18 protein-coding genes, 1 tRNA gene and 3 rRNA genes are annotated in these 24909 nt (G+C 68.9%); 10 read left to right on the plus strand and 12 right to left on the minus strand.

Features of this window, described 5'->3' with window-relative positions:
* Nucleotides 1-32 precede the first annotated feature (32 nt).
* Together FE634_RS08060 and FE634_RS08065 are read left to right on the plus strand one after the other, a co-directional pair.
* Nucleotides 33-848 carry an MBL fold metallo-hydrolase gene (locus FE634_RS08060; RefSeq protein WP_138875584.1) on the plus strand — a complete coding sequence of 272 codons (816 nt, stop codon included), beginning with the start codon at nucleotides 33-35 and terminating at the stop codon, nucleotides 846-848.
* A 168-nt stretch (nucleotides 849-1016) separates the two neighbouring features.
* A complete protein-coding gene (locus FE634_RS08065; RefSeq protein ID WP_137294620.1) occupies nucleotides 1017-1241 on the plus strand; it encodes a hypothetical protein in 225 nt (74 codons plus the stop codon).
* 1 nt (nucleotide 1242) lies between these two features.
* Here the strand turns inward: FE634_RS08065 and FE634_RS08070 are convergent.
* The 4 genes from FE634_RS08070 to FE634_RS08080 all read right to left on the minus strand — a co-directional run bounded on the left by FE634_RS08070 (nucleotide 1243) and on the right by FE634_RS08080 (nucleotide 3734).
* Nucleotides 1243-1315, minus strand: a tRNA-Ile gene (locus FE634_RS08070).
* A gap of 133 nt (nucleotides 1316-1448) precedes the next feature.
* On the minus strand, nucleotides 1449-1571 hold the full coding sequence (locus tag FE634_RS21585; protein WP_262347621.1) for a hypothetical protein: 123 nt from the start codon (nucleotides 1569-1571) through the stop codon (nucleotides 1449-1451).
* Nucleotides 1572-1870: 299 nt separating this feature from the next.
* Nucleotides 1871-2260: an Hpt domain-containing protein gene (locus tag FE634_RS08075; RefSeq protein WP_187366856.1), complete on the minus strand. Its 390-nt coding sequence runs from the start codon at nucleotides 2258-2260 to the stop codon at nucleotides 1871-1873.
* Nucleotide 2261: 1 nt separating this feature from the next.
* Nucleotides 2262-3734 (minus strand): serine/threonine-protein kinase, encoded by a 1473-nt coding sequence (locus FE634_RS08080; protein ID WP_138875586.1) that lies wholly within the window; start codon nucleotides 3732-3734, stop codon nucleotides 2262-2264.
* A 122-nt stretch (nucleotides 3735-3856) separates the two neighbouring features.
* Here FE634_RS08080 and tyrS point away from each other — a divergent pair, with 122 nt between their 5' ends.
* The 7 genes from tyrS (at nucleotide 3857) to FE634_RS08115 (ending at nucleotide 13727) form a co-directional block, all read left to right on the plus strand.
* Nucleotides 3857-5128, plus strand: a complete 1272-nt coding sequence (gene tyrS, locus FE634_RS08085; RefSeq protein ID WP_246060852.1) for a tyrosine--tRNA ligase — start codon at nucleotides 3857-3859, stop codon at nucleotides 5126-5128.
* Between the two features lie 4 nt (nucleotides 5129-5132).
* Complete coding sequence (locus FE634_RS08090) at nucleotides 5133-6173, plus strand: alpha-hydroxy acid oxidase (protein ID WP_138875587.1); 1041 nt, start codon at nucleotides 5133-5135, stop codon at nucleotides 6171-6173.
* 448 nt (nucleotides 6174-6621) lie between these two features.
* Nucleotides 6622-8158: ribosomal RNA gene (locus tag FE634_RS08095) — 16S ribosomal RNA — on the plus strand.
* A gap of 503 nt (nucleotides 8159-8661) precedes the next feature.
* Nucleotides 8662-11816 (plus strand): 23S ribosomal RNA (locus tag FE634_RS08100).
* A 139-nt stretch (nucleotides 11817-11955) separates the two neighbouring features.
* Nucleotides 11956-12072: ribosomal RNA gene (gene rrf, locus FE634_RS08105) — 5S ribosomal RNA — on the plus strand.
* Together the 16S, 23S and 5S rRNA genes form the textbook arrangement of a ribosomal RNA operon.
* A 111-nt stretch (nucleotides 12073-12183) precedes the next feature.
* Nucleotides 12184-13065 (plus strand): tetratricopeptide repeat protein, encoded by an 882-nt coding sequence (locus tag FE634_RS08110; RefSeq protein ID WP_138875588.1) that lies wholly within the window; start codon nucleotides 12184-12186, stop codon nucleotides 13063-13065.
* Nucleotides 13066-13220: 155 nt separating this feature from the next.
* Nucleotides 13221-13727, plus strand: a complete 507-nt coding sequence (locus FE634_RS08115) for a DUF3145 domain-containing protein (protein WP_138875589.1) — start codon at nucleotides 13221-13223, stop codon at nucleotides 13725-13727.
* 9 nt (nucleotides 13728-13736) lie between these two features.
* On the opposite strand, the gene FE634_RS08120 is transcribed toward FE634_RS08115, so the two are convergent.
* From FE634_RS08120 to FE634_RS08150, 7 genes are all read right to left on the minus strand, one after another.
* Nucleotides 13737-14201, minus strand: coding sequence for a hypothetical protein (locus FE634_RS08120; RefSeq protein ID WP_138875590.1), 465 nt, complete (start codon nucleotides 14199-14201; stop codon nucleotides 13737-13739).
* Nucleotides 14202-14290: 89 nt separating this feature from the next.
* Nucleotides 14291-15715, minus strand: a complete 1425-nt coding sequence (locus FE634_RS08125; RefSeq protein WP_148240502.1) for an acyl-CoA carboxylase subunit beta — start codon at nucleotides 15713-15715, stop codon at nucleotides 14291-14293.
* 28 nt (nucleotides 15716-15743) lie between these two features.
* Nucleotides 15744-17006 (minus strand): beta-ketoacyl-[acyl-carrier-protein] synthase family protein, encoded by a 1263-nt coding sequence (locus FE634_RS08130; protein WP_137292229.1) that lies wholly within the window; start codon nucleotides 17004-17006, stop codon nucleotides 15744-15746.
* Nucleotides 17007-17008: 2 nt separating this feature from the next.
* A complete protein-coding gene (locus tag FE634_RS08135; protein ID WP_134766389.1) occupies nucleotides 17009-17254 on the minus strand; it encodes an acyl carrier protein in 246 nt (81 codons plus the stop codon).
* Nucleotides 17255-17327: 73 nt separating this feature from the next.
* Nucleotides 17328-18323 carry a beta-ketoacyl-ACP synthase III gene (locus FE634_RS08140; protein WP_138877106.1) on the minus strand — a complete coding sequence of 332 codons (996 nt, stop codon included), beginning with the start codon at nucleotides 18321-18323 and terminating at the stop codon, nucleotides 17328-17330.
* An 11-nt stretch (nucleotides 18324-18334) separates the two neighbouring features.
* Complete coding sequence (locus FE634_RS08145) at nucleotides 18335-19522, minus strand: acyltransferase domain-containing protein (protein ID WP_138875592.1); 1188 nt, start codon at nucleotides 19520-19522, stop codon at nucleotides 18335-18337.
* Nucleotides 19523-19645: 123 nt separating this feature from the next.
* Entirely contained in the window at nucleotides 19646-20842 is a 1197-nt protein-coding gene (locus tag FE634_RS08150) for a PucR family transcriptional regulator (protein ID WP_262347622.1), read from the minus strand.
* Nucleotides 20843-20921: 79 nt separating this feature from the next.
* Here FE634_RS08150 and FE634_RS08155 point away from each other — a divergent pair, with 79 nt between their 5' ends.
* Nucleotides 20922-21992: an alpha/beta fold hydrolase gene (locus FE634_RS08155; RefSeq protein ID WP_138875593.1), complete on the plus strand. Its 1071-nt coding sequence runs from the start codon at nucleotides 20922-20924 to the stop codon at nucleotides 21990-21992.
* Here the strand turns inward: FE634_RS08155 and aceE are convergent.
* Nucleotides 21967-24705: a pyruvate dehydrogenase (acetyl-transferring), homodimeric type gene (aceE, locus tag FE634_RS08160; protein ID WP_137292226.1), complete on the minus strand. Its 2739-nt coding sequence runs from the start codon at nucleotides 24703-24705 to the stop codon at nucleotides 21967-21969. The genes FE634_RS08155 and aceE overlap by 26 nt on opposite strands.
* Nucleotides 24706-24909: the final 204 nt, after the last annotated feature.

The raw sequence follows: 24909 nt of genomic DNA on the forward strand, positions 1-24909 counted from the left end.
GACGAATCTGGATCGAGAAGGACGCGGCGCCCGTGCTGACCGAGGTCGCCGACGGGGTGCTGGTGCACCAGAGCGAGCTGCTGCGCAACAACACCGTCGTGGTCGTCGGTCGCGACGGCGTGCTGCTGGTCGACCCAGGCATCACCAGCGCGGAGATGCGGTGTCTCGCCGACGACCTGCGGTCCGCGGGCCTGCGCGTGGTCGCCGGTTTCGCCACCCACCCCGACTGGGACCACGCGCTCTGGCACGAGTCCCTCGGCGACGTGCCCCGTCACGGCACGCAGCGCTGTGCGGCCGCCGCGCGGGAGGTGCGGCTCCAGGAGGACTGGGCGGCCCGCGCCGCGGAGGTGCTGCCTCCGGAGGTGGCCGACGACGTGCCGCTGCACCTCTACGGCCTGCTCACGGGTCTGCCGCCGGGCTGCACGGAGCTCGCGTGGGACGGCCCCCGGGTGCGCGTCGTCGAGCACCCGGCGCACTCGCCGGGGCACGCCGCCCTGGTCGTCGAGGACAGCGGCGTGCTCGTCGCCGGCGACATGCTCTCCGACGTGTTCGTCCCGATGCTCGACGACTTCGGGCCCGCCAACGACCCGGTCGAGGAGTACCTCGTCGGGCTGCGGACGCTGCAGGACGCCGCCGAGCACGTCGACGTCGTCGTGCCCGGCCACGGGTCCGTCGGTCGGGGACGGGAGGTGCTGGCCCGGGTCGAGCTGGACCGCGCCTACCTCCACGCCCTGCGCGAGGGTCGACCCCCGGACGACCCGCGGATCGGGCCGGACGCCGAGCCCGGCTGGGCGTGGGTGAGCGACATCCACGCCGGTCAGGCGAGCAGCGTCGCGGCGGCACGATAGGGTCGGGCGCCTGGGGAGTGCCCTCGCCAGCGAGCAGGAAGACGCCCCTTGACCTGCGAGGACGCGACCTGCGGGGCGGTAGCTCAGTCGGTCAGAGCAGAGGACTCATAAGTTCGGGCTCCGTGGGTCGAGAACGCGGCACGTTGGTTCCCGACGAGAGGAATCCCCGTGTCCGACAAGAGACTGTCCGTGTGGCTCCCCGAGACCACCGAGCTGCTGGACCTCAAGCCCAGCTCCCGAGCGTCCTACGGCTCGCTCACGCGCTTCCTGGCGAACGGCCGGATGGACGCCAAGATCCGGGCGGCCGTCTCCGAGGTCGTCCTCGACGAGCACCTCGACCCGAGGATGCGCGAGCAGGTCGCGCGGAACATGGTCAGGCGCGACGAGCACTGAGTGGGCCGGACGGGGCTCGAACCCGTGCGTGGAACATTATGAGTGTTCTGCTCTACCAGCTGAGCTACCGGCCCGAGGTGCGCCCAAAGCCTAGTGGGCGCTTGAATACGGGAGGAGCCCCGCTCGGCCCGAGGCGATTAGAGCGCTTCGGTACGGGCGGGGCTCCCTAGGCGCCGCGGCATTCCCCGCCGCCACGGCGTCGTGGTGCTACTTCTTCTTGACGGTCTCGGTGACGGTCGTCTTCGGGTGGGTCTTCGCCCTCGACGGCTTCACGATCCGGCCGGTCCCCGCGTCGCGGGTGATGGTCCTGGTGCTCGACTTCTTCGCCATGTCTCTCCTCCTTCCTTCGGTAAGTGTGACTCCATGTTGACCGAGGGCACCGACAAATCCGTGCCCGACACGCCGGGCGGCGTGTGAGGTCTCAGGGTCGACCTGCGCGAGGATGTCCGGTTTGTGCACCGTCAGCGGGGGAGAAACGCGACACGATACGGGGACCAACCATCCACCGTGTCGCTGCGAGCGCGGGCCTCATAATCCTTGGGTCGTGGGTTCGAGCCCCACCCGCCCTACTCCTGCGGCGCAGCGACGACGTGGCGCTCCAGCACCTAGGTCCGGGCCGCGAGGCGGGCTCAGGCGGTGTAGGTCGCCTGGTAGGCCAGCAGCCGGACGCGGCCCTCGGCCATTGCGTCGGCCAGCTCCTCCAGGAGCGGTCGGGCCGGGTCGACGCTGCCGGTGTCGGCGGCGAGCTCGACGGCCCGGGCGGCCTCGCCTGCCCGCGGGACGCCGAGGTTGAGCGCGCTGCCGGCGATCTTGTGGGCGCGCGCCTTCACCGTCGCGACGTCCTCGGCCTCCACGGCGTCCCGGATCACGGCGACGGCCTCGGCGGAGTTGACCTGGAAGTTGCCGATCGCCCGGTCGAGGTAGGTCGTGTCGCCGGGGTCGAGGTCGCGCAGCGAGTCCAGGCGCTCCACGTCCAGGCCGGCCATCGGCGGCGTCGCGGGCAGCAGCTCGTCGCCCATCTCAGGACGCCCCGTCGATGAGGAGCGCGCCGGTGTCGTCCTGCACGAGCTGGAGCCGCACCTGCTCGGTCTTCGTGCCGGCGCCCCGCAGGTTGTAGGTGTAGGTGTAGGTCGCGACCAGGGTCTCGGGGTCCGCGCTGAACGCATCGACCCGCGGGTTGGAGACGCTGCCCCAGAAGCTGTCGTACTCCGGGCTCTCGGCCTGGTACTTCGGTGTGAGCATCTCGAATCCGGCCTCGGGGTCCTTGCTCGCGGTGCGGAGGTAGCCGACCACGAAGGTGCGGATCTCCTCCTCGGAGGGCGCCGTCGACGGCGACGAGGTCGCGCTCGTCGGCTCCGACGACGGTGCCGTCGAGGGCGGGTCCGACGAGGTGGCCACGCCGGGCGGTGTGGCCTCGTCCTGCGGGTCGTCGGTCAGGATCAGGGCGCCGATCACACCGACGAGCAGCACGACGAGCGCGGCCACCAGGAGCGGCAGCACCGGACGGCGGCGCCGGGCCGCGCGAGCCGGCGGCGCGACGCCCCGGTCCGGCGCCGGTGGCTCGACCGGTGCCGGCACCGGCTCGGCCGCCGGCTCGGGTGCGGGGCGCAGGGCACGTGTGCCGCCCACCGGCGTCGCGCGGTGCAGGGCCGTCACGTCGGGCGTCGCGGGGCCGGGGTCCGGAAGGGGGGAGGCGTCGGGGTCGGAGTGGGCCAGCAGCTCCAGGACGCGCGCGACGTCCTCCATCGCCCACCGGCGCTGGGGGTCGTGCGCCATCGTCGCGAGCAGCACGGGTGCCATCTCGCCGGGATTCGGCAGCCGCGGCGGCGGCTCGTTGACGATCTGGTAGAGCGCCCCGAGGACGTTGTCGCCGACGTCGTACGGCGGCGCGCCCGACAGGGCGTGGAACAGCGTGGCGCCGAGCGACCAGACGTCGCTGGCGGGGGTCGCCTGCGTGCCCGAGGCCACCTCGGGCGCCAGGTAGGCGGGGGAGCCGGTCACCAGACCGGTCTGGGTCAGCGACGGGTCCGCCGTCATCCGGGCGATGCCGAAGTCGGACAGCTTCACCTCGCCGTCGGAGCGGACCAGGATGTTCGACGGCTTCACGTCGCGGTGCACGATCTGGCTGGCGTGCGCCGCTGCCAGCGCGGACGCCGCCTGGCTCAGGATCCGCGCCGCCTCACGCGTCGGCAGCGGTCCGCGCTCGCGGACCAGCTCGGCCAGGGTGCTGCCCTCGACGTACTCCATGACCAGGTACTGCTGGTCGGCGTCGTGGGCGAGGTCGTAGATCCCGACGATGTTCGGGTGGTTGAGGCTCGCCGCGATGCGGGCCTCGCGCTCGGCGCGCATCAGGTCGGGGCTCGAGCCGCCCGGCATCACCCCGACGCGCTTGATCGCCACGGGTCGCCCGAGGAGCTCGTCGCGGCCCAGCCAGACCGCTCCCATGCCGCCGCGACCGATCTCCCGGTCGAGCGAGTACCTGTCGCCGATCACGTCTCGTCTCTCCTCCTGACGGCAAAACCTACTGTGAGGAGCCGGATGACCTGGCACGCTCCCTCATGAGGCAGGCTTGTCCCGACTCCTCCGTCCCGCCCGTGAACCCCGGAAGGCCCTCCGTGCCCGTCGACCCGACACTCCTCGACGACCTGCAGTGGCGTGGTCTCCTCGCCCACTCGACCGACCCCGACGCGTTGCGTGCGGCCCTCGGCGAGCGGAGCGTCCGGTTCTACGTGGGCTTCGACCCGACGGCACCCAGCCTGCACATGGGCCACCTCGTGCAGGTGATGACCGCACGCCGCCTGCAGGACGGCGGCCACACGCCGTACCTCCTGGTCGGGGGCGCCACCGGCATGATCGGCGACCCGCGCGACTCGGGGGAGCGCACGCTCAACACCGCCGACACCGTCGGGGAGTGGACCGCGCGGGTCCGGGGCCAGCTCGAGCCGTTCCTGTCCTTCGCCGGCGACAACGCCGCCACCATGGTCAACAACCTCGACTGGACCGACGGGCTCTCGGTCATCGACTTCCTCCGCGACGTCGGCAAGCACTTCCCGGTCAACCGGATGCTGGCGCGCGACACGGTGAAGCGCCGCCTCGAGTCCGGCATCAGCTACACCGAGTTCAGCTACGTGCTCCTGCAGTCGCTCGACTTCCTCACCCTGCACCGCGAGCACGGCGTCGACCTCCAGTTCGGCGGCTCCGACCAGTGGGGCAACCTGACCGCCGGCGCCGAGCTGGTCCGCCGCACGACCGGCGACACGGTGCACGCCTTCGCGACGCCGCTGATGACCAAGGCCGACGGCACCAAGTACGGCAAGACCGAGGGGGGCGCGCTCTGGCTCGACCCCGAGATGCTCTCGCCCTACGCCTTCCACCAGTTCTGGCTGAACGTCGAGGACGAGAAGGTCGGCGAGCTCCTGCGCGTCTTCACCTTCCTCAGCCGCGAGGAGATCGAGGCACTGGAGTCGCGGCACGCGGAGAAGCCGTTCCTGCGCGAGGCGCAGAAGACGCTCGCGGACGCCGTCACGACCTTCGTCCACGGAGCGGAGGAGACCGAGCAGGCCAAGGCCGCCGCGGGCGCCCTCTTCGGCGGGGGCGACCTGACCGCGCTGAGCCCCGCGACCCTGGCGGCCGCGCTCCGCGAGGCGGGGGTCGCCTCGGTCGAGCGGGGTGACGGACTTCCGACGGTGGGGGACCTCTTCGTCTCGACCGGTCTGGTCAAGAGCCGCAGCGAGGCCCGCCGCACGGTCACCGAGGGCGGTGCCTACCTCAACAACGTCCGGGTCGACGACGCCGAGGCGACCGTCACCGACGCCGACCTGCTCGGCGGGTCCTGGCTGGTGCTGCGCCGCGGCAAGAAGAAGTTCGCCGGGGTCGAGGTCCGCTGACGCGATGACCGACGCGCGCTGGGTGTCCGAGCTCGAGGAGCTGGCCCGCGCGCGTCTGTCGCCGCCGTTGTTCGCCTACCTCGCCCAGGGCGCGCGCGACGGACGCACCGCCTCCCGGGCCGTCGAGGCCTGGCGCGACGTCGTCCTGCACCCGCACGTGCTGCGCGACGTCACCGAGGTCGACACCTCCGTCGAGCTCCTGGGGCGACGACACCCCACCCCGGTCGGGGTCGCGCCGTCGACGTTGCAGCGCGTCGTCCACCCCGACGGCGAGCTCGCGATGGCGCGCGCGGTCGCTGCCTCCGACGGCCTCGTGGTCGTCTCGAGCAACGCCGGGACGCCGTTCGCCGAGATCGGCGCGACCGGCGTCACGTGGTGGGTGCAGTGCTACCTGCCCGAGGACCGCTCCCTCGCCGTCCCGCTGCTGCGCCGGGCGGTCGACGCCGGAGCCTCGGCCGTCGTGCTGACCGCCGACACCCCGGTCGTCGGCACGAAGTACCCGGGCTCGCCGGAGGCCGACGTGATCTGGGACGTCGTCGACCCCGCCGTGCTGCGCGTCAACTTCGACCCCGGGTACGAGAGCGCCCCGGGGGCCGGCAAGGCGCGCGACCTCGGCGTCCGCGACATGGAGTGGCTCGGGTCGCTGATCGGGCTGCCCGTGGTGGTCAAGGGAGTGCTGCGCCCCGACGACGCCGACCGCGTCGTCGAGGCGGGAGCGGCCGCGGTGTGGGTGTCCAACCACGGGGGCCGCCAGCTCGACCGCGCGCCGGCCACCGCGGCGGTGCTGCCCGCGGTCCGTGCTGTCGTCGCGGGCCGGGCGCAGGTCTACGTCGACGGGGGAGTCCGCGACGGGCTCGACGTCCTCACCGCACTGGCCCTCGGGGCCGACGCCGTCTTCCTGGGCCGACTGCCCCTCTACGCCCTCGTGGACGGAGAGCCCGGGGTGCGCCGGATGCTGGCCGAGATGACGGCCCAGACCACCGAGTCGATGCGCCTCGCCGGGGCCCGCGACGTCGGCGACACGCGGGACCTGACCGGCCCCTGATCGGCCAAACCGCCTCTGACCTGCGGAAACGTCGCAGGAAGGCCGGTGTGGCCCCCGTCACGCCGATTCGATTTGGCGTTCTCCCGGAAGTCCCCTAATGTTCTCTTTGTCGCCAGGGAGCGGCGGGAGGCAAGACCGAGAGGTCGGGCCACCGGCCCCCGAGCGGCCACCACTCTCTCACCGTCAGGTGATCGAAGGCCAGCAAGATCGAGGCCGACGAGAATCTGGCACGAAGGTGTGCTCGAGATGGTGCATCAGCTACCGGTACCAGACCCTGACCAGGGCGAGGCTGGTGTGCGTCTGATGTTTGAGAACTCAACAGTGTGTCATAGTCGACGGATTAGTTTGTATGTCCTGTCCTCTTTCTTGAGGGTTTGGATGGTTTTTTTCGGCAATGATTCTGGCGAAAGCTAGTGTCGTCGTCGGGTTTGAATTGTTTGTAGAGGTTTCTACGGAGAGTTTGATCCTGGCTCAGGACGAACGCTGGCGGCGTGCTTAACACATGCAAGTCGAGCGGTAAGGCACTTCGGTGTACACGAGCGGCGAACGGGTGAGTAACACGTGAGTAATCTGCCCCTCACTCTGGGATAAGCACTAGAAATGGTGTCTAATACCGGATACGACCGATCTCCGCATGGGGTGTTGGTGGAAACTTTTGTGGGTGGGGGATGTGCTCGCGGCCTATCAGCTTGTTGGTGGGGTAATGGCCTACCAAGGCTTCGACGGGTAGCCGGCCTGAGAGGGTGACCGGCCACACTGGGACTGAGACACGGCCCAGACTCCTACGGGAGGCAGCAGTGGGGAATATTGGACAATGGGCGGAAGCCTGATCCAGCAACGCCGCGTGAGGGATGACGGCCTTCGGGTTGTAAACCTCTTTCATCATCGACGAAGCTCGACGTTCAGTCGGGTGACGGTAGGTGGAGAAGAAGCACCGGCCAACTACGTGCCAGCAGCCGCGGTAATACGTAGGGTGCGAGCGTTGTCCGGAATTATTGGGCGTAAAGGGCTCGTAGGCGGTTTGTCGCGTCGGGAGTGAAAACACTGGGCTTAACCGAGTGCTTGCTTTCGATACGGGCAGACTTGAGGCATTGAGGGGAGAACGGAATTCCTGGTGTAGCGGTGAAATGCGCAGATATCAGGAGGAACACCGGTGGCGAAGGCGGTTCTCTGGCAATGTTCTGACGCTGAGGAGCGAAAGTGTGGGGAGCGAACAGGATTAGATACCCTGGTAGTCCACACCGTAAACGTTGGGCGCTAGGTGTGGGGCCTATTCCATGGGTTCCGTGCCGCAGCTAACGCATTAAGCGCCCCGCCTGGGGAGTACGGCCGCAAGGCTAAAACTCAAAGGAATTGACGGGGGCCCGCACAAGCGGCGGAGCATGCGGATTAATTCGATGCAACGCGAAGAACCTTACCTGGGTTTGACATACACCCTGCCGCTCCAGAGATGGGGCTTCTTTTGGGGGTGTACAGGTGGTGCATGGCTGTCGTCAGCTCGTGTCGTGAGATGTTGGGTTAAGTCCCGCAACGAGCGCAACCCTCGTCCTATGTTGCCAGCAAGCCCTTCGGGGTGTTGGGGACTCATAGGAGACTGCCGGGGTCAACTCGGAGGAAGGTGGGGATGACGTCAAGTCATCATGCCCCTTATGTCCAGGGCTTCACGCATGCTACAATGGCCGGTACAAAGGGCTGCGATCCCGTGAGGGGGAGCGAATCCCAAAAAGCCGGTCTCAGTTCGGATTGGGGTCTGCAACTCGACCCCATGAAGTCGGAGTCGCTAGTAATCGCAGATCAGCAACGCTGCGGTGAATACGTTCCCGGGCCTTGTACACACCGCCCGTCACGTCACGAAAGTCGGCAACACCCGAAGCCAGTGGCCTAACCACCTTGTGTGGGGGGAGCTGTCGAAGGTGGGGCTGGCGATTGGGACGAAGTCGTAACAAGGTAGCCGTACCGGAAGGTGCGGCTGGATCACCTCCTTTCTAAGGAGCACACACCCCGCACGTTCAACGAAGTCGCCGCGTCTTGTGGTGGTGGGTTTGGGTGGCATTGGTGGTGTCTCACTAGTGGAACCGTCGATGAATGTCCATCGGTGATGGATGCTGACCGTTAGTACTGCTTGCAGGTTCTCCTTCGGGAGGGTGTGTGGGTGTGGAAGGTGGTGGGTGTTCGGATCGGTTGGGTTTGGCACACTGTTGGGCCCTGAGACATCAGGCCCAGTCACCCGAGCAAGGCTCTCACCGGCAGTGGTTGGTGGGGGTGGGTGGTATGGCTGGTTGGTTTCTTGGTGTTTGACTTGTTGATAGTGGACGCGAGCATCCGCCCGCACGTGATCGCATCGGTGCCGGCCTCTTACGGGGGGTTGGGTTGTCGGTGGGATCTCATGGTGTGGGCGATGTTTTGTAGTGTTATGCGCTGATGCGTGCATGCAGGTTGTGTGCGTGTTGGTGTGTGTCTTTGTGTTGTGTTTGTTGAAGGTTTGTATTGGCAAGCATTGAAGGGCACATGGTGGATGCCTTGGCATCAAGAGCCGATGAAGGACGTTGGAGCCTGCGATAAGCCCTGGGGAGTTGGCAACCGAGCTGTGATCCGGGGGTGTCCGAATGGGGAAACCCGGCTGGAGTCATGTCCAGTCACCTGCACCTGAATAAAATAGGGTGTGTGGAGGGAACGTGGGGAAGTGAAACATCTCAGTACCCATAGGAAGAGAAAACAAAAGTGATTCCGAGAGTAGTGGCGAGCGAAATCGGATGAGGCCAAACCTATTCCGTGTGATACCCGGCAGGGGTTGCGGGATGGGGGTTGTGGGAGCATTCGTGGTCATCTGCCGGTGACTGGGACAGTAAGAAAATCGCGTGGAAGTTGAAGTCCGTTGGAAAGCGGCGCCGTAGAGGGTGATAGCCCCGTAGTCGTAAAACGTGATCTGTCTGTAGTGTTTCCCAAGTAACACGCCACTCCTGAAATGGTGTGTGAATCTGGCGGGACCACCCGTTAAGCCTAAATACTTCTTGATGACCGATAGCGGACAAGTACCGTGAGGGAAAGGTGAAAAGTACCCCTGGCGGGGAGTGAAATAGTACCTGAAACCGTGTGCCTACAATCCGTCAGAGCCCGGCCGTCCACCAGCCATGGTGGGTGTGGGGGTGATGGCGTGCCTTTTGAAGAATGAGCCTGCGAGTTTGCGTTGTGTTGCGAGGTTAACCCGTGTGGGGAAGCCGTAGCGAAAGCGAGTCCTAATAGGGCGTTTGAGTAGCATGATCAAGACCCGAAGCGGAGTGATCTATCCATGGGCAGGTTGAAGCGCGGGTAAGACCGCGTGGAGGACCGAACCCACTTAGGTTGAAAACTGAGGGGATGACCTGTGGATAGGGGTGAAAGGCCAATCAAACTCCGTGATAGCTGGTTCTCCCCGAAATGCATTTAGGTGCAGCGTTGCGTGTTTCTTGCCGGAGGTAGAGCACTGGATAGCCGATGGGCCCGACCAGGTTACTGACGTTAGCCAAACTCCGAATGCCGGTAAGTGAGAGCGCAGCAGTGAGACTGCGGGGGATAAGCTCCGTAGTCGAGAGGGAAACAGCCCAGACCATCAGCTAAGGCCCCTAAGCGGTGACTAAGTGGAAAAGGATGTGGAGTCGCAGTGACAACCAGGAGGTTGGCTTGGAAGCAGCCACCCTTGAAAGAGTGCGTAATAGCTCACTGGTCAAGTGATTCCGCGCCGACAATGTAGCGGGGCTCAAGTCATCCGCCGAAGCTATGGCATTCACACTCCCTTGGATGGGAACTCGGCCACTGGGTGGTTGGGTGTGTGGGTGGGTAGGGGAGCGTCGTGTCGCGAGTGAAGCTCCGGAGTGATCCAGGGGTGGACGCGACACGAGTGAGAATGCAGGCATGAGTAGCGAATCACGGGTGAGAAACCCGTGCGCCGAATGATCAAGGGTTCCAGGGTCAAGCTAATCTGCCCTGGGTAAGTCGGGACCTAAGGCGAGGCCGACAGGCGTAGTCGATGGACAACGGGTTGATATTCCCGTACCGGCAAAGTAGCGCCCATGACGAGCCCGGTGATGCTAACCATCTGAAGCCACATCGACCGATCCCTTCGGGGTGAGGAGGTGTGGTGGAGCGTGGGATCCGATCCGGTAGTAGTCAAGCGATGGGGTGACGCAGGAAGGTAGTCCAGCCCGGGCGATGGTTGTCCCGGGGTAAGCAGGTAGGGCGTGGTCCAGGCAAATCCGGTCCGCTGACTTTGATGTCGAGCTTGAGATGTGATGCCGAGCCATTATTGGTGAAGTGGATGATCCTATGCTGTCGAGAAAAACCTCTAGCGAGCTACGCGCCGCCCGTACCCCAAACCGACTCAGGTGATCAGGTAGAGAATACTAAGGCGATCGAGTGAACCATGGTTAAGGAACTCGGCAAAATGCCCCCGTAACTTCGGGAGAAGGGGGACCCGAACCGTCAACACCTTCGCGGTGGGTAGCGGGGAGGGTCGCAGAGACCAGGCCCAAGCGACTGTTTACTAAAAACACAGGTCCGTGCGAAGTTGTAAGACGATGTATACGGACTGACTCCTGCCCGGTGCTGGAAGGTTAAGAGGACCTGTTAGACCACGCAGTGGTTGAAGCGGAGAATTTAAGCCCCAGTAAACGGCGGTGGTAACTATAACCATCCTAAGGTAGCGAAATTCCTTGTCGGGTAAGTTCCGACCTGCACGAATGGAGTAACGACTTGGGCGCTGTCTCAACCATGGACTCGGCGAAATTGCACTACGAGTAAAGATGCTCGTTACGCGCGGCAGGACGGAAAGACCCCGGGACCTTTACTATAGTTTGGTATTGGTGTTTGGTTCGGCTTGTGTAGGATAGGTGGGAGACTTTGAAGCAGCCACGCCAGTGGTTGTGGAGTCATCGTTGAAATACCACTCTGGTCGTACTAGATGTCTAACCTAGGTCCATGATCTGGATCAGGGACAGTGCCTGATGGGTAGTTTAACTGGGGCGGTTGCCTCCTAAAAAGTAACGGAGGCGCTCAAAGGTTCCCTCAGCCTGGTTGGCAATCAGGTGGCGAGTGTAAGTGCACAAGGGAGCTTGACTGTGAGACAGACATGTCGAGCAGGGACGAAAGTCGGAACTAGTGATCCGGTGTCGGCATGTGGAAGCGACATCGCTCAACGGATAAAAGGTACCCCGGGGATAACAGGCTGATCTTCCCCAAGAGTCCATATCGACGGGATGGTTTGGCACCTCGATGTCGGCTCGTCGCATCCTGGGGCTGGAGTAGGTCCCAAGGGTTGGGCTGTTCGCCCATTAAAGCGGCACGCGAGCTGGGTTTAGAACGTCGTGAGACAGTTCGGTCCCTATCCGCCGCGCGCGTTGGAAACTTGAGAAAGGCTGTCCCTAGTACGAGAGGACCGGGATGGACGAACCTCTGGTGTGCCAGTTGTCCCGCCAGGGGCACGGCTGGTTGGCTACGTTCGGAAGTGATAACCGCTGAATGCATCTAAGCGGGAAGCACGTTTCAAGATAAGGTTTCCCACCCCCTTTGAGGGGTTAAGGCCCCCAACAGACTATTGGGTTGATAGGCCGGAGGTGTACAGCAGCAATGCCCAGCCGACCGGTACTAATAGGCCGAGGGCTTGCCTTACAAATCTTCAACCAACATCACACAAAGAACAACATCTGTTGTTGTCGTGTTCGCGTCCACTACACAAGTTTCCACACCACCCACTCCACGGGCTCCCAGGGAGCCGGCACGGGGTTTGGGAGGGTTGTGGACATAGAGTTACGGCGGCCATAGCGGCGGGGAAACACCCGGTCCCATACCGAACCCGGAAGTTAAGCCTGCCAGCGCCGATGGTACTGCAATCGCGAGGTTGTGGGAGAGTAGGACGCCGCCGGACAAGCATTGGGTAGGGGCCACCGAAAGGTGGCCCCTACTCTGTTTTCGGCACTCCCGTCGTGGGAGCATCGAGCAAGCACTGCACGACCGAACAGAAGAGGGTGACGAGATCGTGGCTGAGGACCGACGCGGACCGCGAGGCCAGGGCAAGCCCGCCGGCAGCGACCGGCGTGGTGCCCGCACGGACACCGGGCGAGGTGGCCAGTCCCGATCAGGGACCGGCCGCGGAGCGCCCGCCGCCGGCGGACAGCGCCGCGACGCGTGGAAGCGGCCCGCCGACAAGCAGGTCGAGCGCACCGTCGACCAGGCCGTCTACGACGGCCCCGAGCTCCCGCCCGGCGTCACCGGCGCCGAGCTGGACCGCGCCGTGGGCGCCCAGCTCAAGGGCCTGCCCGAGAAGCTCGCCGCTCGCGTCGCCCGTCACCTCGCCGCCGCCGGCATGCTGGTCGACGAGGACCCGGAGACCGCCTACCGGCACACCTTGGCCGCCAAGGCGCGCGCTCCCCGCCTCGCGGTGATCCGCGAGGCCGTGGGCGAGGCCGCCTACGCTGCCGGCCACTACGCCGAGGCACTCGCCGAGCTGCGGGCCGCCAAGCGGATGAACGGCGCCACCGCCTACCTCCCGATCATGGCCGACTGCCACCGCGCGCTCGGCAACCCCGAGCAGGCCATCAAGCTCGCGAAGAGCCCGTCGGTCGCGAACTTCGCGTCGCCGGCCAAGGCCGAGATGACGCTGGTCGAGGCGGGGGCCCGCCGGGACCAGGGCCAGCTGGACGCCGCCCTGCGCACGCTCGAGCTGGCACCGCTGGCGAGCAAGAGCCGTGAGTCGTGGGTCGTCCGACTCCGCTACGCCTACGCGGACACCCTCGTGGCCGCCGGCCGCGAGAAGGACGCGCTCGCCTGGTTCCACCGCACCCACGCGATCGACGCCGACGAGATCACCGACGCCGCCGCGCGGGCCGACGACCTCGAGCGTCGCATCGACGATCTCTGAGCCCCGTCCGGCGTTCCGCTGGTGCATTGCGGCCCCATGGGCCACAATGGGGTCACAACTACACACGTGTCACACGCGTTCGCGCGATGACCTGTTTCTCGACATCGAGCCCGCTGGGGAAGGCGTAGCTCGCGCCGGAGAAGAAGGAGATCGTCGTGACCGCTCGTTCCACCACCCGCGGCGTCGTGTTCGTTCACTCGGCGCCCTCCGCGTTGTGTCCCCACATCGAGTGGGCCGTCGGCGGGGTGCTCGGCTCTGCCGTCAACCCCTCCTGGTCGCCCCAGCCCGCCCAGTCCGGCTCCTACCGCTCCGAGCTCTCCTGGACCGGTCAGGCCGGCTCCGCCGCGGCGATCGCCTCAGCCCTGCGCGGCTGGAACCACCTCCGGTTCGAGGTGACCGAGGAGCCGACGAGCTCCACCGAGGGCTCGCGCTACTCCTACACCCCCGACCTGGGCGTCTTCCACGCGGTCGTCGGGCTGCACGGCGACATCATGATCCCCGAGGACCGGCTGAAGGCCGCGGTCGTCAAGGCGGCGCTCGGCGAGACGACCCTCGAGGTCGCGATCGACAAGCTCCTCGGCAAGCCCTGGGACGACGAGCTCGAGACCTTCCGCCACGCCGGCGAGGGCGCTCCGGTCCGCTGGCTGCACCAGGTGGTCTGAGGCTCCGGCTCAACGCCGCCGCGTGAGCCGGAAGTACGTCGGTCGTGTGAGCGCCCGGTGGTCCTCGCGTCCGTCGGTGTAGATGAGCTCGACCTGGATCTTGAAGCGACCCGGCGCCACCGTCACCCCGCAGATCTCGAAGCCGCGGTGCCCGACGAGGGGGTCGGGTCGGTTCGCGTCCAGGAGCAGGGTGCCGAGCCGTTGGTTGCGGGGTGTGTAGAGCTGCACCACCGCCGACCAGTCCGGGGTCGGCGGCCGGAGGCCGTACTCGACGCGGTAGGTGTGGCAGCCGCGACGCAGCCGCTGGTTGCGGACGTCGGCGGACCCGTAGTCCGGGTAGCCGGCCTGCGCCCGCGCGACCGGGCGGTCTCTCGTCGCCCCCACCGTCGACCCCGAGGACGGCGGCGCGAGAGTTCCCACGATCATCACGACGCCGGTGAGCACCCGGACGCCCCAGCTGGTGCGTGGTTGCATCGGCTCGTCCTCCCGCGCGTCGGTGGTGACCTACGTCACTCCAACGCGCGGGCCCCGGCGGGGTTACGCCCGGCCGTGCGGCACCCGGGTCAGAGCGGGATGTTGCCGTGGTGCCCGCGGCGGGCGCCGTCTCGCTGGATCGCCTCGTCGATGGCCTGGGCGATCGCGGAGCGGGTCCGGCCCGGCGTGACGATCTCGTCGACGACGCCGATCTCCACGGCCTTCTCGACCCCGCCGGCGATCCGCTCGTGCTCGGCGGCCAGCTCGGCCTCGACCTGGGCGCGGATGTCGGGGGCCACCTCGGCCAGCCGGCGACGGTGGAGCACGCGCACGGCCGCCACGGCGCCCATCACGGCCACCTCGGCGCCCGGCCAGGCGAAGACCTTGGTCGCGCCGAGGGAGCGGGCGTTCATCGCGATGTAGGCGCCGCCGTAGGTCTTGCGGGTGACCAGGGTGACGCGCGGGACGACGCACTCGCCGAAGGCGTGCAGCAGCTTGGCTCCGCGCCGGACGACGCCGTCCCACTCCTGACCGACGCCCGGCAGGTAGCCCGGGACGTCGACGAGGACGATGAGCGGGACCCCGAACGCGTCGCACATCCGCACGAAGCGGGACGCCTTCTCGGCCGAGAGCGAGTCGAGGCACCCGCCGAGCCGCAGCGGGTTGTTGGCCACGACCCCGACGGTGCGCCCGCCGAACCGGCCGAGCGCGGTGACGATGTTGGGCGCCCACCGGGCGTGCAGCTCCTGCATGGTGCCGTCGTCGAGCACCTGCTCGACGAGCGGGTGGACGTCGTAGGCGCGCTTCTTGGAGGCCGGGAGGACCTCCTCGAGCTCGCGGTCGTCGACGTCGGCGACCTTGAGGCTGCCCTGCGACCCGAGGAGCGCCGCCACGGTGCGGGCCTTGTCGAGGGCCTCGCGCTCGGAGTCGGTGAGGATGTGCACGACACCCGAGCGCCGACCGTGCGGCTCGGGGCCGCCGAGCCGCAGCATGTCGACGGCCTCGCCGGTGACCGAGCGGACGACGTCCGGCCCGGTGACGAAGATCCGTCCGTCCGGACCGAGGATGACGACGTCGGTGAGGGCCGGGCCGTAGGCCGCACCGCCGGCGGCCGGGCCGAGCACGACCGAGACCTGGGGGATGACCCCGGAGGCCTGGGTCATCACGTGGAAGATCCGGCCGACGGCGTGCAGGGACAGCACGCCCTCGGCCAGGCGGGCCCCGCCGGAGTGCCAGAGCCCGATGATCGGGATCCGGTCGGTCATCGCCCGGTGGTAGGCGTCGACGACCACCCGGCAGCCGAGGTCACCCATCGCGCCGCCCATGACGGTCGCGTCGGAGCAGAAGGCGACCACGCGGGTGCCGTCGACGGTGCCCACGGCCGCCAGCATGCCGCTGTCGTCGTCGGGGGTGATGAGCTCGAGCGACCCGTCGTCGAGGAGCGCCGCGAGCCGGGTGACCGGGTTGCGGGGATCCTCGGCGCGAGGCAGCTTCTCCTTGACGACGGCGGTCATGCGGGCTCCTGGGTGGTGGGTGTGGTGCTCAGACGCTGGCGAAGATGACGGCGACGTTGGCGCCGCCGAACCCGAACGAGTTGTTCAGGGCCGCGATGTCGCCCTGGGGCAGCTCACGGACCTTCGTGGCGATGTCGAGGTCGACCTGCGGGTCCTTGTCGTCGAGGTTGATCGTCGGCGGCGAGACCCGGTCCTGGATGGCCTTGACGACGGCGACGGCCTCGAGTGCGCCGGCCCCACCGAGCAGGTGCCCGGTCATCGACTTGGTGCTGGTGACGACGACGTCCTCGACGGCCGCGCCCAGCGTCGCGTGCAGCATCAGGCCCTCGGCGATGTCGCCCTGCGGGGTCGACGTGGCGTGGGCGTTGACGTGCTTGATCGACGACGGGTCGACGTCGGCCTCCTGCAGCGCGCGCCGGATGGCGCGGGTGCCGCCTCGGCCGCCCGGGTCGGGCTGGGCGATGTCGTGGCCGTCGGCGGTGATGCCGGCACCCAGGACCTCGGCGTAGATCGTCGCGCCCCGAGCCCGGGCGTGCGCCTCGGACTCGAGCACCAGCACGCCGGCGCCCTCGCCGAGCACGAAGCCGTCACGGGCGGTGTCCCACGGACGGCTGACCGTCGTGGGGTCGGCGTCGTTCTTGGACAGCGCCATCATGTTGCCGAACGCCGCCATCGGCAGCGGGTGGATCGCGGCCTCGGTGCCACCGGCGACCACGACGTCGGCCCGGCCGAGCCGGATCTGGTCGAGGGCCAGCGAGATCGCCTCGTTGCCGGAGGCGCACGCCGAGACGGGCGTGTTGACCGCGGCCCGGGCGCCGACGTACAGGCTGATGTTGGCGGCGGGGCCGTTGGCCATCAGCATCGGGACGGCGAGCGGGGAGACGCGCCGCGGGCCCTTGGCCAGCAGCGTGTCGTAGTTGGAGAGCAGCGTCGTGACGCCACCGATGCCGGTGGCCATCGCCACGCCGACCCGGTCGCCGTCGAGGTCGCCGGACTCCTGGAGCGCGTCGAGACCGCTGTCCTTCCAGGCCTCCATGGCCGCGACCATGGCGAGCTGGGAGCTGCGGTCGAGGCGGCGTGCCTTGACCCGCTCGAGGACGTCGGTCGGGTCGACCAGCGCCGGGGCGCCGATCTTGACCGGCAGGTCGGCGACGAGCTCCTCGTCGAGGTGTCGCACCCCCGAGCGGCCCTCGAGGAGGGCCGCCCAGGTGGACGCGACGTCCCCGCCGACCGGGCTGGTGGTGCCGAGCCCGGTGACGAAGACGCGGATACGGCCAGAGGCGTTCGGCATGCTCAGGCGGACGCGCGCTCGATGTAGGCGACGGCGTCACCGACGGTCTTGAGGTTCTTGACCTCGTCGTCGGGGATGGTGACGCCGAACTTCTCCTCGCACGCCACGACGACCTCGACCATCGACAGCGAGTCGACGTCCAGGTCGTCGGTGAACGACTTGTCGAGCTGGACGTCGTCGGGCTCGATACCCGCGACCTCGTTGACGATCTCGGCGAGGTCGGCGCGGATCTCTTCGGTGGTGGCCATCAGGCTGGTTCCTCTCGTGCGGGTGGGTCGTGCGGTCGGGTGGTGCTGGGCAGCGGGTGCCCGGGTGGTGCGATCAGGGGAGGACGACGACCTGGGCCGCGTAGGCCAGGCCGGCGCCGAAGGCGATCAGCAGGGCGAGGTCGCCGGACACGGCGTCGCCCTCCTGGATCATCCGGTGCAGGGCCAGCGGCACCGAGGCCGCGGAGGTGTTGCCCTGCTCGGCGACGTCGCGGGCGATCTTGACCCGCTCGGGCAGCTTCATCGAGCGCGCCATGGCGTCGGTGATGCGCATGTTGGCCTGGTGGGGCACGAAGACGTCGAGGTCGTCGGGGGTGATCCCGGCGCGCTCGATGGCCTCGGTGCCGACCTTGGCCATCGTGAACGACGCCCAGCGGAAGACCGAGCTGCCCTGCATGGTGAGCGGCGGCATCGCGGTGGACCCGACGGCGACCACGTCGCGCCAGTCCTCGCGCTGGCGGATGAGGTCGTACTGCTCGCCGTCGGAGCCCCAGACGACCGGGCCGATGCCCGGGGTCTCGCTGGGACCGACCACGACGGCGCCGGCGCCGTCGGCGAAGATGAACGCCGTGCCGCGGTCGGTGCGGTCGAGGATGTCGGAGAGCCGCTCGACGCCGATGACCAGCGCGTAGCGGGCGCTGCCGGAGCGGATCATGTCGGAGGCCAGGCCGACGCCGTGGCAGAAGCCGGCGCACGCGGCGGAGATGTCGAAGGCGACCGGGTGGTCGCAGCCCAGCTCGGTGGCGATCAGCGGCGCGACGGCCGGGGTCTGCATCATGTGGCTGACGGTGGCGACGATGACGGCGTCGACCTGGTCGGCCTCGATGCCGGCGGCCTCGAGCGCCTCCCGGGCGCACGCGACGCTCATCATCTGCACCGACTCCTCGGGCGTGGCGAAGCGGCGCTGCTTGATCCCGGAGCGCTGCTGGATCCACTCGTCGCTGCTGTCGATCGCCTCGACGAGCTCGGAGTTGGGGACGACGATCGAGGGGCGGTAGGCGCCGACGCCGAGGATGGCGGCGTGCGCCGCTCCGGTGGAGGTGCTCAGCACCTTGGTCTGGCTCACAGCTCGGCTCCCTCGGGGTGCAGTCGCAGCAGGGGCTGGCCGGGCGCGACGGGGTCGCCGTCCTCGACGAGCCACTCGACGACCTGGCCGCCGTGCATGGCCCGGACGAGGAGGCGGTCGCGCAGGCTCGCCACGCTGCCGATCTCGGCGCCGGCGGCGAGGAGGTCGGTCTCGAAGGCCCGGGGGTCGATGTGGAAGGTGCCCTTGGCGGGGGAGACGACCATCCGCCAGGTCGGGGTGACGTCGATGAGGGAGCCCTCGCCGTGCTTGTCGCAGAAGGCGCGGGCGTCGTCGAGCTGGTCGGGGGTCTTCAGGGCGAAGGTCTCGACGCCCTTGAGCGCCCGCTTCGCGATGCCGGTCAGGGTGCCGGCCGGCGGCATCTCGAGGATGCCGGTGACGCCGAGGTCGGCCATCGTGTCGAGGCACAGGTCCCAGCGCACGGGGCTGGCGATCTGTCCGACGATGCGGCGCAGCACGTCGCGGCCGTCGTGGACGACCTGGCCGTCCTTGTTGGAGATCATCGGGATGCGCGGGTCGTGGGTGGAGACCGAGAGCGCGAGCCGGGCGACGTGACCGACGGCCGGGGCCATGTGCTCGGTGTGGAACGCGCCGGCGACCGAGAGCGGGATCAGCCGGGCCTTCGCGGGCGGGTCGGCCTTGAGCGCCTCGAGCTGCTCCATCGTGCCGGCGGCGACGATCTGGCCGGGGCCGTTGTCGTTGGCCGGGGTCAGCCCGTGGCGGGCGAGGGTGGCCAGCACCTCGTCGCGGTCGCCGCCGAGGAGCGCGGTCATGCCGGTCGGCGTGGTCGCGGCGGCCTCGGCCATCGCGTTCCCGCGCTCGCGCACCAGGACCATCGCCTGCTCGGCGGTGATCGCCCGGGCGCCGACGGCGGCGGCCAGCTCGCCGACGCTGTGGCCGGCGACGGCCCCGACGCGGCTGTAGCCGTCGGAGGGGTGCGGGAAGAGCTCGAGGGTGGCCACGAGGGCCGTCGCGACGAGCAGGGGCTGCGCGACGCGGGTGTCGCGGATCGTGTCGGCGTCGGAGACCGTGCCGTGGTGGGCGAGGTCCATCCCGGCCACGGTCGAGAGCCAGTGCAGCCGCGAGGCGAAGACGTCGTCCTCGAGCCAGGGCGTGAGGAATCCGGGAGTCTGGGCTCCCTGACCGGGAGCGACGATGACCAGCACGATCCCCACTCTGCCGCGAGCAGCCGCCGGGAGCGCGTCAGGCGCGCACGAAACTAGTGGGGCCTTCTTTGTCGGGTTCCCACAAAAGCGTGATGCCTCCGGTGGTATCGGTGAACCCGACGCTCAGGGCCGCCGCCCGGACTGCCGGCCGAGGATCAACGCGATCTGCAGGGTCAGCGCGTCGCGGGGGTCGTTGGCGGCGAAGCCGGTCAGGTCGGCGACCTGGCGCAGGCGGTAGCGGACGGTGTTGGGGTGCACGTAGAGCGCCCGGGCGGTGCCCTCCACCGAGCCGCCGGTGGCGAGGTAGGCGGTGAGGGACTCCTCGAGCGTGCCGCGCGCGCCCACGATCGGCAGGTAGACCTCCTCGACGAGGTGGCGGCGGGCGTGACCGTCGCCGGCGAGGGCGCGTTCGGGGAGGAGCTCGGTGCTCAGCACCGGCCGCGGCGCCGCGGGCCACCCGGTGGCCGCGCGGTGGGCCGCCAGCGCGGCACGGGCGCTCAGGTGGGCGTGCTCCAGGTCCTCGGCGACGGGTCCGACGACCACCGGCCCGTGACCGAACAGCGCGGCGAGCGTGGCGCCGGCGGCGCGCGGGTCCTCCACGCCACCGGCCAGGACGACGAGCCGCTCGCCCTGCGCGGCGCACAGCGCGTCCATGCCGTGCGCCCGGGCCACCCGGCGCACGCCCTCGAAGACGTCGGTCTCGGTGCGTCGCTCCGGGAAGGCGCCGAGCACCACCGCGACGTCACCGCGGGCGGCCCAGCCGAGGGCGCTGGCGCGCGACAGCATCGTCTCGTCGGTCTCGGCGCGCAGGACGGCGTCGACGACGAGCGCCTCGAGACGGGCGTCCCAGGCGCCGCGCATCTCCGCGGCCCGGGCGTAGACCTCGGCGGTCGCGAACGCGATCTCGCGGGCGTAGCGCAGCACGGAGGCCCGCACGTGGGGGACGTCGTCGGGCTCGAGGATGCCGTCGACCTCGCTCTCGACGGCCTCGATCGACAGCCGGACCAGGTCGACGGTCTGCTGGAGGCTGATGGTGCCGGTGAGCGCCCGCGGGGCGACGCCGAAGACCGAGGTGGCGATCGCGAAGGACTCCGCCGCCCCGCCACCCTCCTCGGCGACCTCGTGGGTGTACCAGTCGACGAACTCCCGGACGCCGGACTGCACGATCTGGCCGACCCAGGCGCGCTCCTCGGCGCTGAGGTCGCGGAACCAGGGCAGCGCGACGTCCATCCGGGTCACCGCCGACGTGCTCAGGGCGCCGCTGGCGCGCACCAGCGTGGCCGCAGCGCGCTCGCGGGAGGTGCGCGGTCGTCGGGACACCCCGCGAGGTTACGGGACCGGCCCCGCCGCCGTGGTGCGGCGTGGTTGAATGCGGCTGCGCCGTCATGGGAGGCCGGAGATGAGCTCAGCGCAGCACGCCGTCGGTCGCGACGGCCGGCACGAGGTCCAGCACGTCGAGCTCCACGGCCACCGTCGGGCCTTCGTCAAGATCGGCTCGGGACCGGCACTGCTGCTGCTGCACGGGCTCGGCTGCGACCACACCACGTGGTCGCCGGTCCTCGACGACCTCGCCGAGCACTTCACCGTCGTCGCGCCCGACCTGCTCGGCCACGGCCGCTCGGCGAAACCGCGCGCCGACTACAGCGTCGGCGGCTACGCCAACGGGATGCGCGACCTGCTGACCGTGCTCGGGATCGACAAGGCCACCGTCGTCGGCCACAGCTTCGGCGGCGGGGTGGCCCTGCAGTTCGCCTACCAGTTCCCCGAGCGCACCGAGCGGCTGATGCTGGTCGCCTCCGGTGGCCTCGGCCCCGAGGTGTCGGCCGGGATCCGCGCGATCACCACGCCCGGCTTCCACCAGGCGATGGGCGTGCTGAGCCTGCCCGTCGTCCGGCACGCCGGCGTGGCCGGCCTGCGCCTGGCGGCCCGCACCGGGCTGGCCGGCACCCGCGACCTCGGCGAGGTCGCCGACATCTACGACAGCTTCAAGGACCCCCACGCCCGCGCCGCCGTCCGGCACGTCGTGCGGGCCGTCGTCGACTGGCGCGGCCAGATCATCACCATGTCCGACCGGGCCTACCTGACCGGGGCGATGCCGATGGCGGTGGTCTGGGGCCGCGACGACCGGGTGATCCCGGTCTGCCACGCCCGCAACGCCGCCGCCCTGGCGCCCGGGGCCCGGGTCGAGGTCATCGAGGACGCCGGGCACTTCCCGCACAAGGACCACCCGGAGCAGTTCGTCGGGATCCTCCACGACTGGGTCCGCGCCACCCGGCCGGCGACCTACTCCCGCGCCACCTGGCGCCGGCTGCTGCGCAACGGCAGCCGATCCCCGACGGTGCCGCCGTGCCCGAGGGCGTCACCTCCATCGCCTGAGACGACCGAGGCCGAGCCGGCGCAGGGTGCGCCGGCTCGGCCCGGTTCGTGCGGGTGGTGGCGGCCTGCTAGGCGTCGCCGCCCTCCTGCTTGACGTCGCTGACGGCGGTCGGGTCGTCGATGCGGTACTGCGCGGCCGCCTTGGCGACCAGGCCCGGGTCGATCTCGCCGGCGTCGGCGAGGGCCTGCAGCGACCGGACGACGACCGACTGCGCGTCGATCTTGAAGAACCGGCGAGCCGCGGGGCGGGTGTCGGCGAAGCCGAAGCCGTCGGCGCCCAGGACGCAGTAGTCGCCGGGGACCCAGCGCGCGATCTGCAGCGGGACGGCGGCCATGTAGTCGGAGACCGCGACGAACGGGCCGCCCGAGCCCTCGAGCTTGGAGGTCACGTACGGCACGCGCGGGGCGTCGTCGGGGTGCAGGAGGTTCTGGTCCTCCGAGGCCACGGCGTCGCGGGCCAGCTCGTTCCACGAGGTGACCGACCAGGTGTCGGCCTGGACGCCCCACTCGGTCGACAGCAGGCGCGCGGCCTCCTTGATCCACGGGAAGCCCACGCCGGAGGCCATCAGCTGGACCCGGGGGCCCTCACCGTCGGCCGTCGACACCTTGTGGACGCCGCGCAGGATGCCCTCGACGTCGACGTCCTCGGGCTGGGCCGGCTGCTCGACCGGCTCGTTGTAGACCGTGATGTAGAAGATCACGTTCTCGCCGTTGCCGTCGGGACCGCCGGTGCCGTACATCCGCTCCAGGCCCGAGCGCATCACGTGCGCCATCTCGTAGGCGAACGCCGGGTCGTAGTGCACGACCGCGGGGTTGGTCGCCGCGAGCAGGGGGGAGTGGCCGTCGGCGTGCTGGAGGCCCTCACCGGTCAGCGTGGTGCGACCGGCCGTGGCACCGATGAGGAAGCCGCGGGCGAGCTGGTCGGCCATCGCCCAGATCGAGTCGCCGGTGCGCTGGAACCCGAACATCGAGTAGAAGATGTAGAACGGGATCATGTGCTCGCCGTGCGTGGAGTACGCCGACCCGGCCGCCGTCGCCGAGGCCATCGCGCCGGCCTCGGAGATGCCCTCGTGCAGCATCTGGCCCTGGACGGACTCGGTGTACTTCAGCAGCAGCTTGCGGTCGACCGACTGGTAGGTCTGGCCGGCCGGGTTGTAGACCTTGGCGCTCGGGAACATCGAGTCCATGCCGAACGTGCGGTACTCGTCGGGAGCGATCGGGACGATCCGCTGGCCGATCTCGGGGTCCTTCATCCAGTCGCGCAGCAGCCGGACGGCGGCCATCGTGGTCGCCACCGGGTGCTTGCCGCCGCCCTTGGCCAGCTCGGTGTACATCGCGTCGCCGGGCAGCTTGAGCGCCTTGGCCCGCACCTCGCGCTTGGGCATCGACCCACCGAGCTCGTGGCGGCGCTGCATCATGTACTCGATCTCGGGGGAGTCGGCGCCCGGGTGGAAGAACGGCGCGGCGCCGGTCTCCTCGTAGGAGCGCTCGAGGTCGCGGTCGGAGATCGGCAGGTAGAGCCGGTCGCGGAACTTCTTGAGGTCGTCCGGCGTCAGCTTCTTCATCTGGTGGGTGGCGTTCTTGCCCTCGAGGGCGTCGATCGTCCAGCCCTTGACCGTCTTGGCCAGGATCACCGTCGGCTGCCCGACGTGCTTGGTGGCGGCGTCGAAGGCGGCGTAGACCTTGCGGTAGTCGTGCCCACCGCGCGGGAGCTTCTGGATCTGGCCGTCGGTCATGTGCTCGACCATCCGGCGCAGCCGCGGGTCGGGCCCGAAGAAGTTCTCCCGCACGTAGGCGCCGTCCTCGACCGAGAAGGTCTGGAAGTCGCCGTCGGGGGTGGAGTTCATCTTGTTGACCAGGACGCCGTCGACGTCGCGGGCGAGCAGGTCGTCCCAGCCCTGGCCCCAGATCACCTTGATGACGTTCCAGCCGGCGCCACGGAAGTTGGCCTCGAGCTCCTGGATGATCTTGCCGTTGCCGGTGACCGGCCCGTCGAGCTGCTGCAGGTTGCAGTTGACGACCCACACCAGGTTGTCGAGCTCCTCGCGGGCGGCGATGCGGATCGCGCCGAGCGACTCGGGCTCGGCCATCTCGCCGTCGCCGAGGAAGGCGAAGACGCGCTGCTCGGAGGTGTCCTTGACGCCGCGGTTCTGCAGGTAGCGGTTGAAGCGCGCCTGGTAGATGGAGTTGATGCCGGTCAGGCCCATCGAGACGGTCGGGAACTCCCAGAACTCCGGCATCAGCCGCGGGTGCGGGTACGACGACAGCCCGGCGCCGGGTCCGTGCTGGACCTCCTGGCGGAACCGGTAGAGCTGCTGCTCGTCGAGGCGGCCCTCGAGGAAGGCGCGGGCGTAGATGCCGGGGGAGGCGTGACCCTGGATGAAGATCTGGTCGCCACCGCCCGGGTGGTCCTGGCCGCGGAAGAAGTGGTTGAAGCCGACCTCGTAGAGGCTCGCCGAGGACTGGTAGGTGGCGATGTGGCCGCCGACCTCGAGTCCCTTGCGGTTGGCGCTCGAGACCATGACGGCGGCGTTCCAGCGCAGGAACGCGCGGATCCGCTGCTCGACGTGGTAGTCGCCGGGGAACCACGGCTCGCGCTCGGGCGGGATGGTGTTGATGTAGTCGGTGCTGCGCAGCGCCGGCACGCCGACCTGCGTCTCGCGGGCGCGCTCGAGCAGGCGCAGCATCACGTAGCGCGCGCGGTCGCGGCCGCGCTCGTCGAGCATGGCGTCGAACGAGTCGAGCCAGTCGCGGGTCTCGTCGGGATCGATGTCGGGCAGCTGGGTCGGCAGGCCTTCGTGGATCACCGCGGGGGTAGAGCCGGATCGCCGGCTGCTGGTGTCGCTACCGGTGCTGTCGCCGGTGTTGACGCTGTCTGGGGAGGTGGATGTCTCGCCGCTCACAGGTGCATCGTCGCACGCGCGCGGTGGCCGGAAAATCCGCGGGATGCCTACCGGTCGGTAGCACCCGGACCGGGTCCACGACTGTCCAGGGATCGGGCGCCCACCCGC

The organism is Nocardioides sp. S-1144, assembly GCF_005954645.2.
GTDB lineage: Bacteria > Actinomycetota > Actinomycetes > Propionibacteriales > Nocardioidaceae > Nocardioides > Nocardioides dongxiaopingii.

Coding starts and splice junctions, on each gene's coding strand:
- FE634_RS21585 (WP_262347621.1), bottom strand. CDS start 1,571: ATGGCGAAGAAGTCGAGCACCAGGACCATCACCCGCGACGCGGGGACC.
- FE634_RS08075 (WP_187366856.1), bottom strand. CDS start 2,260: ATGGGCGACGAGCTGCTGCCCGCGACGCCGCCGATGGCCGGCCTGGAC.
- FE634_RS08090 (WP_138875587.1), top strand. CDS start 5,133: ATGACCGACGCGCGCTGGGTGTCCGAGCTCGAGGAGCTGGCCCGCGCG.
- FE634_RS08120 (WP_138875590.1), bottom strand. CDS start 14,201: ATGCAACCACGCACCAGCTGGGGCGTCCGGGTGCTCACCGGCGTCGTG.
- FE634_RS08125 (WP_148240502.1), bottom strand. CDS start 15,715: ATGACCGCCGTCGTCAAGGAGAAGCTGCCTCGCGCCGAGGATCCCCGC.
- FE634_RS08130 (WP_137292229.1), bottom strand. CDS start 17,006: ATGCCGAACGCCTCTGGCCGTATCCGCGTCTTCGTCACCGGGCTCGGC.
- FE634_RS08135 (WP_134766389.1), bottom strand. CDS start 17,254: ATGGCCACCACCGAAGAGATCCGCGCCGACCTCGCCGAGATCGTCAAC.
- FE634_RS08155 (WP_138875593.1), top strand. CDS start 20,922: ATGAGCTCAGCGCAGCACGCCGTCGGTCGCGACGGCCGGCACGAGGTC.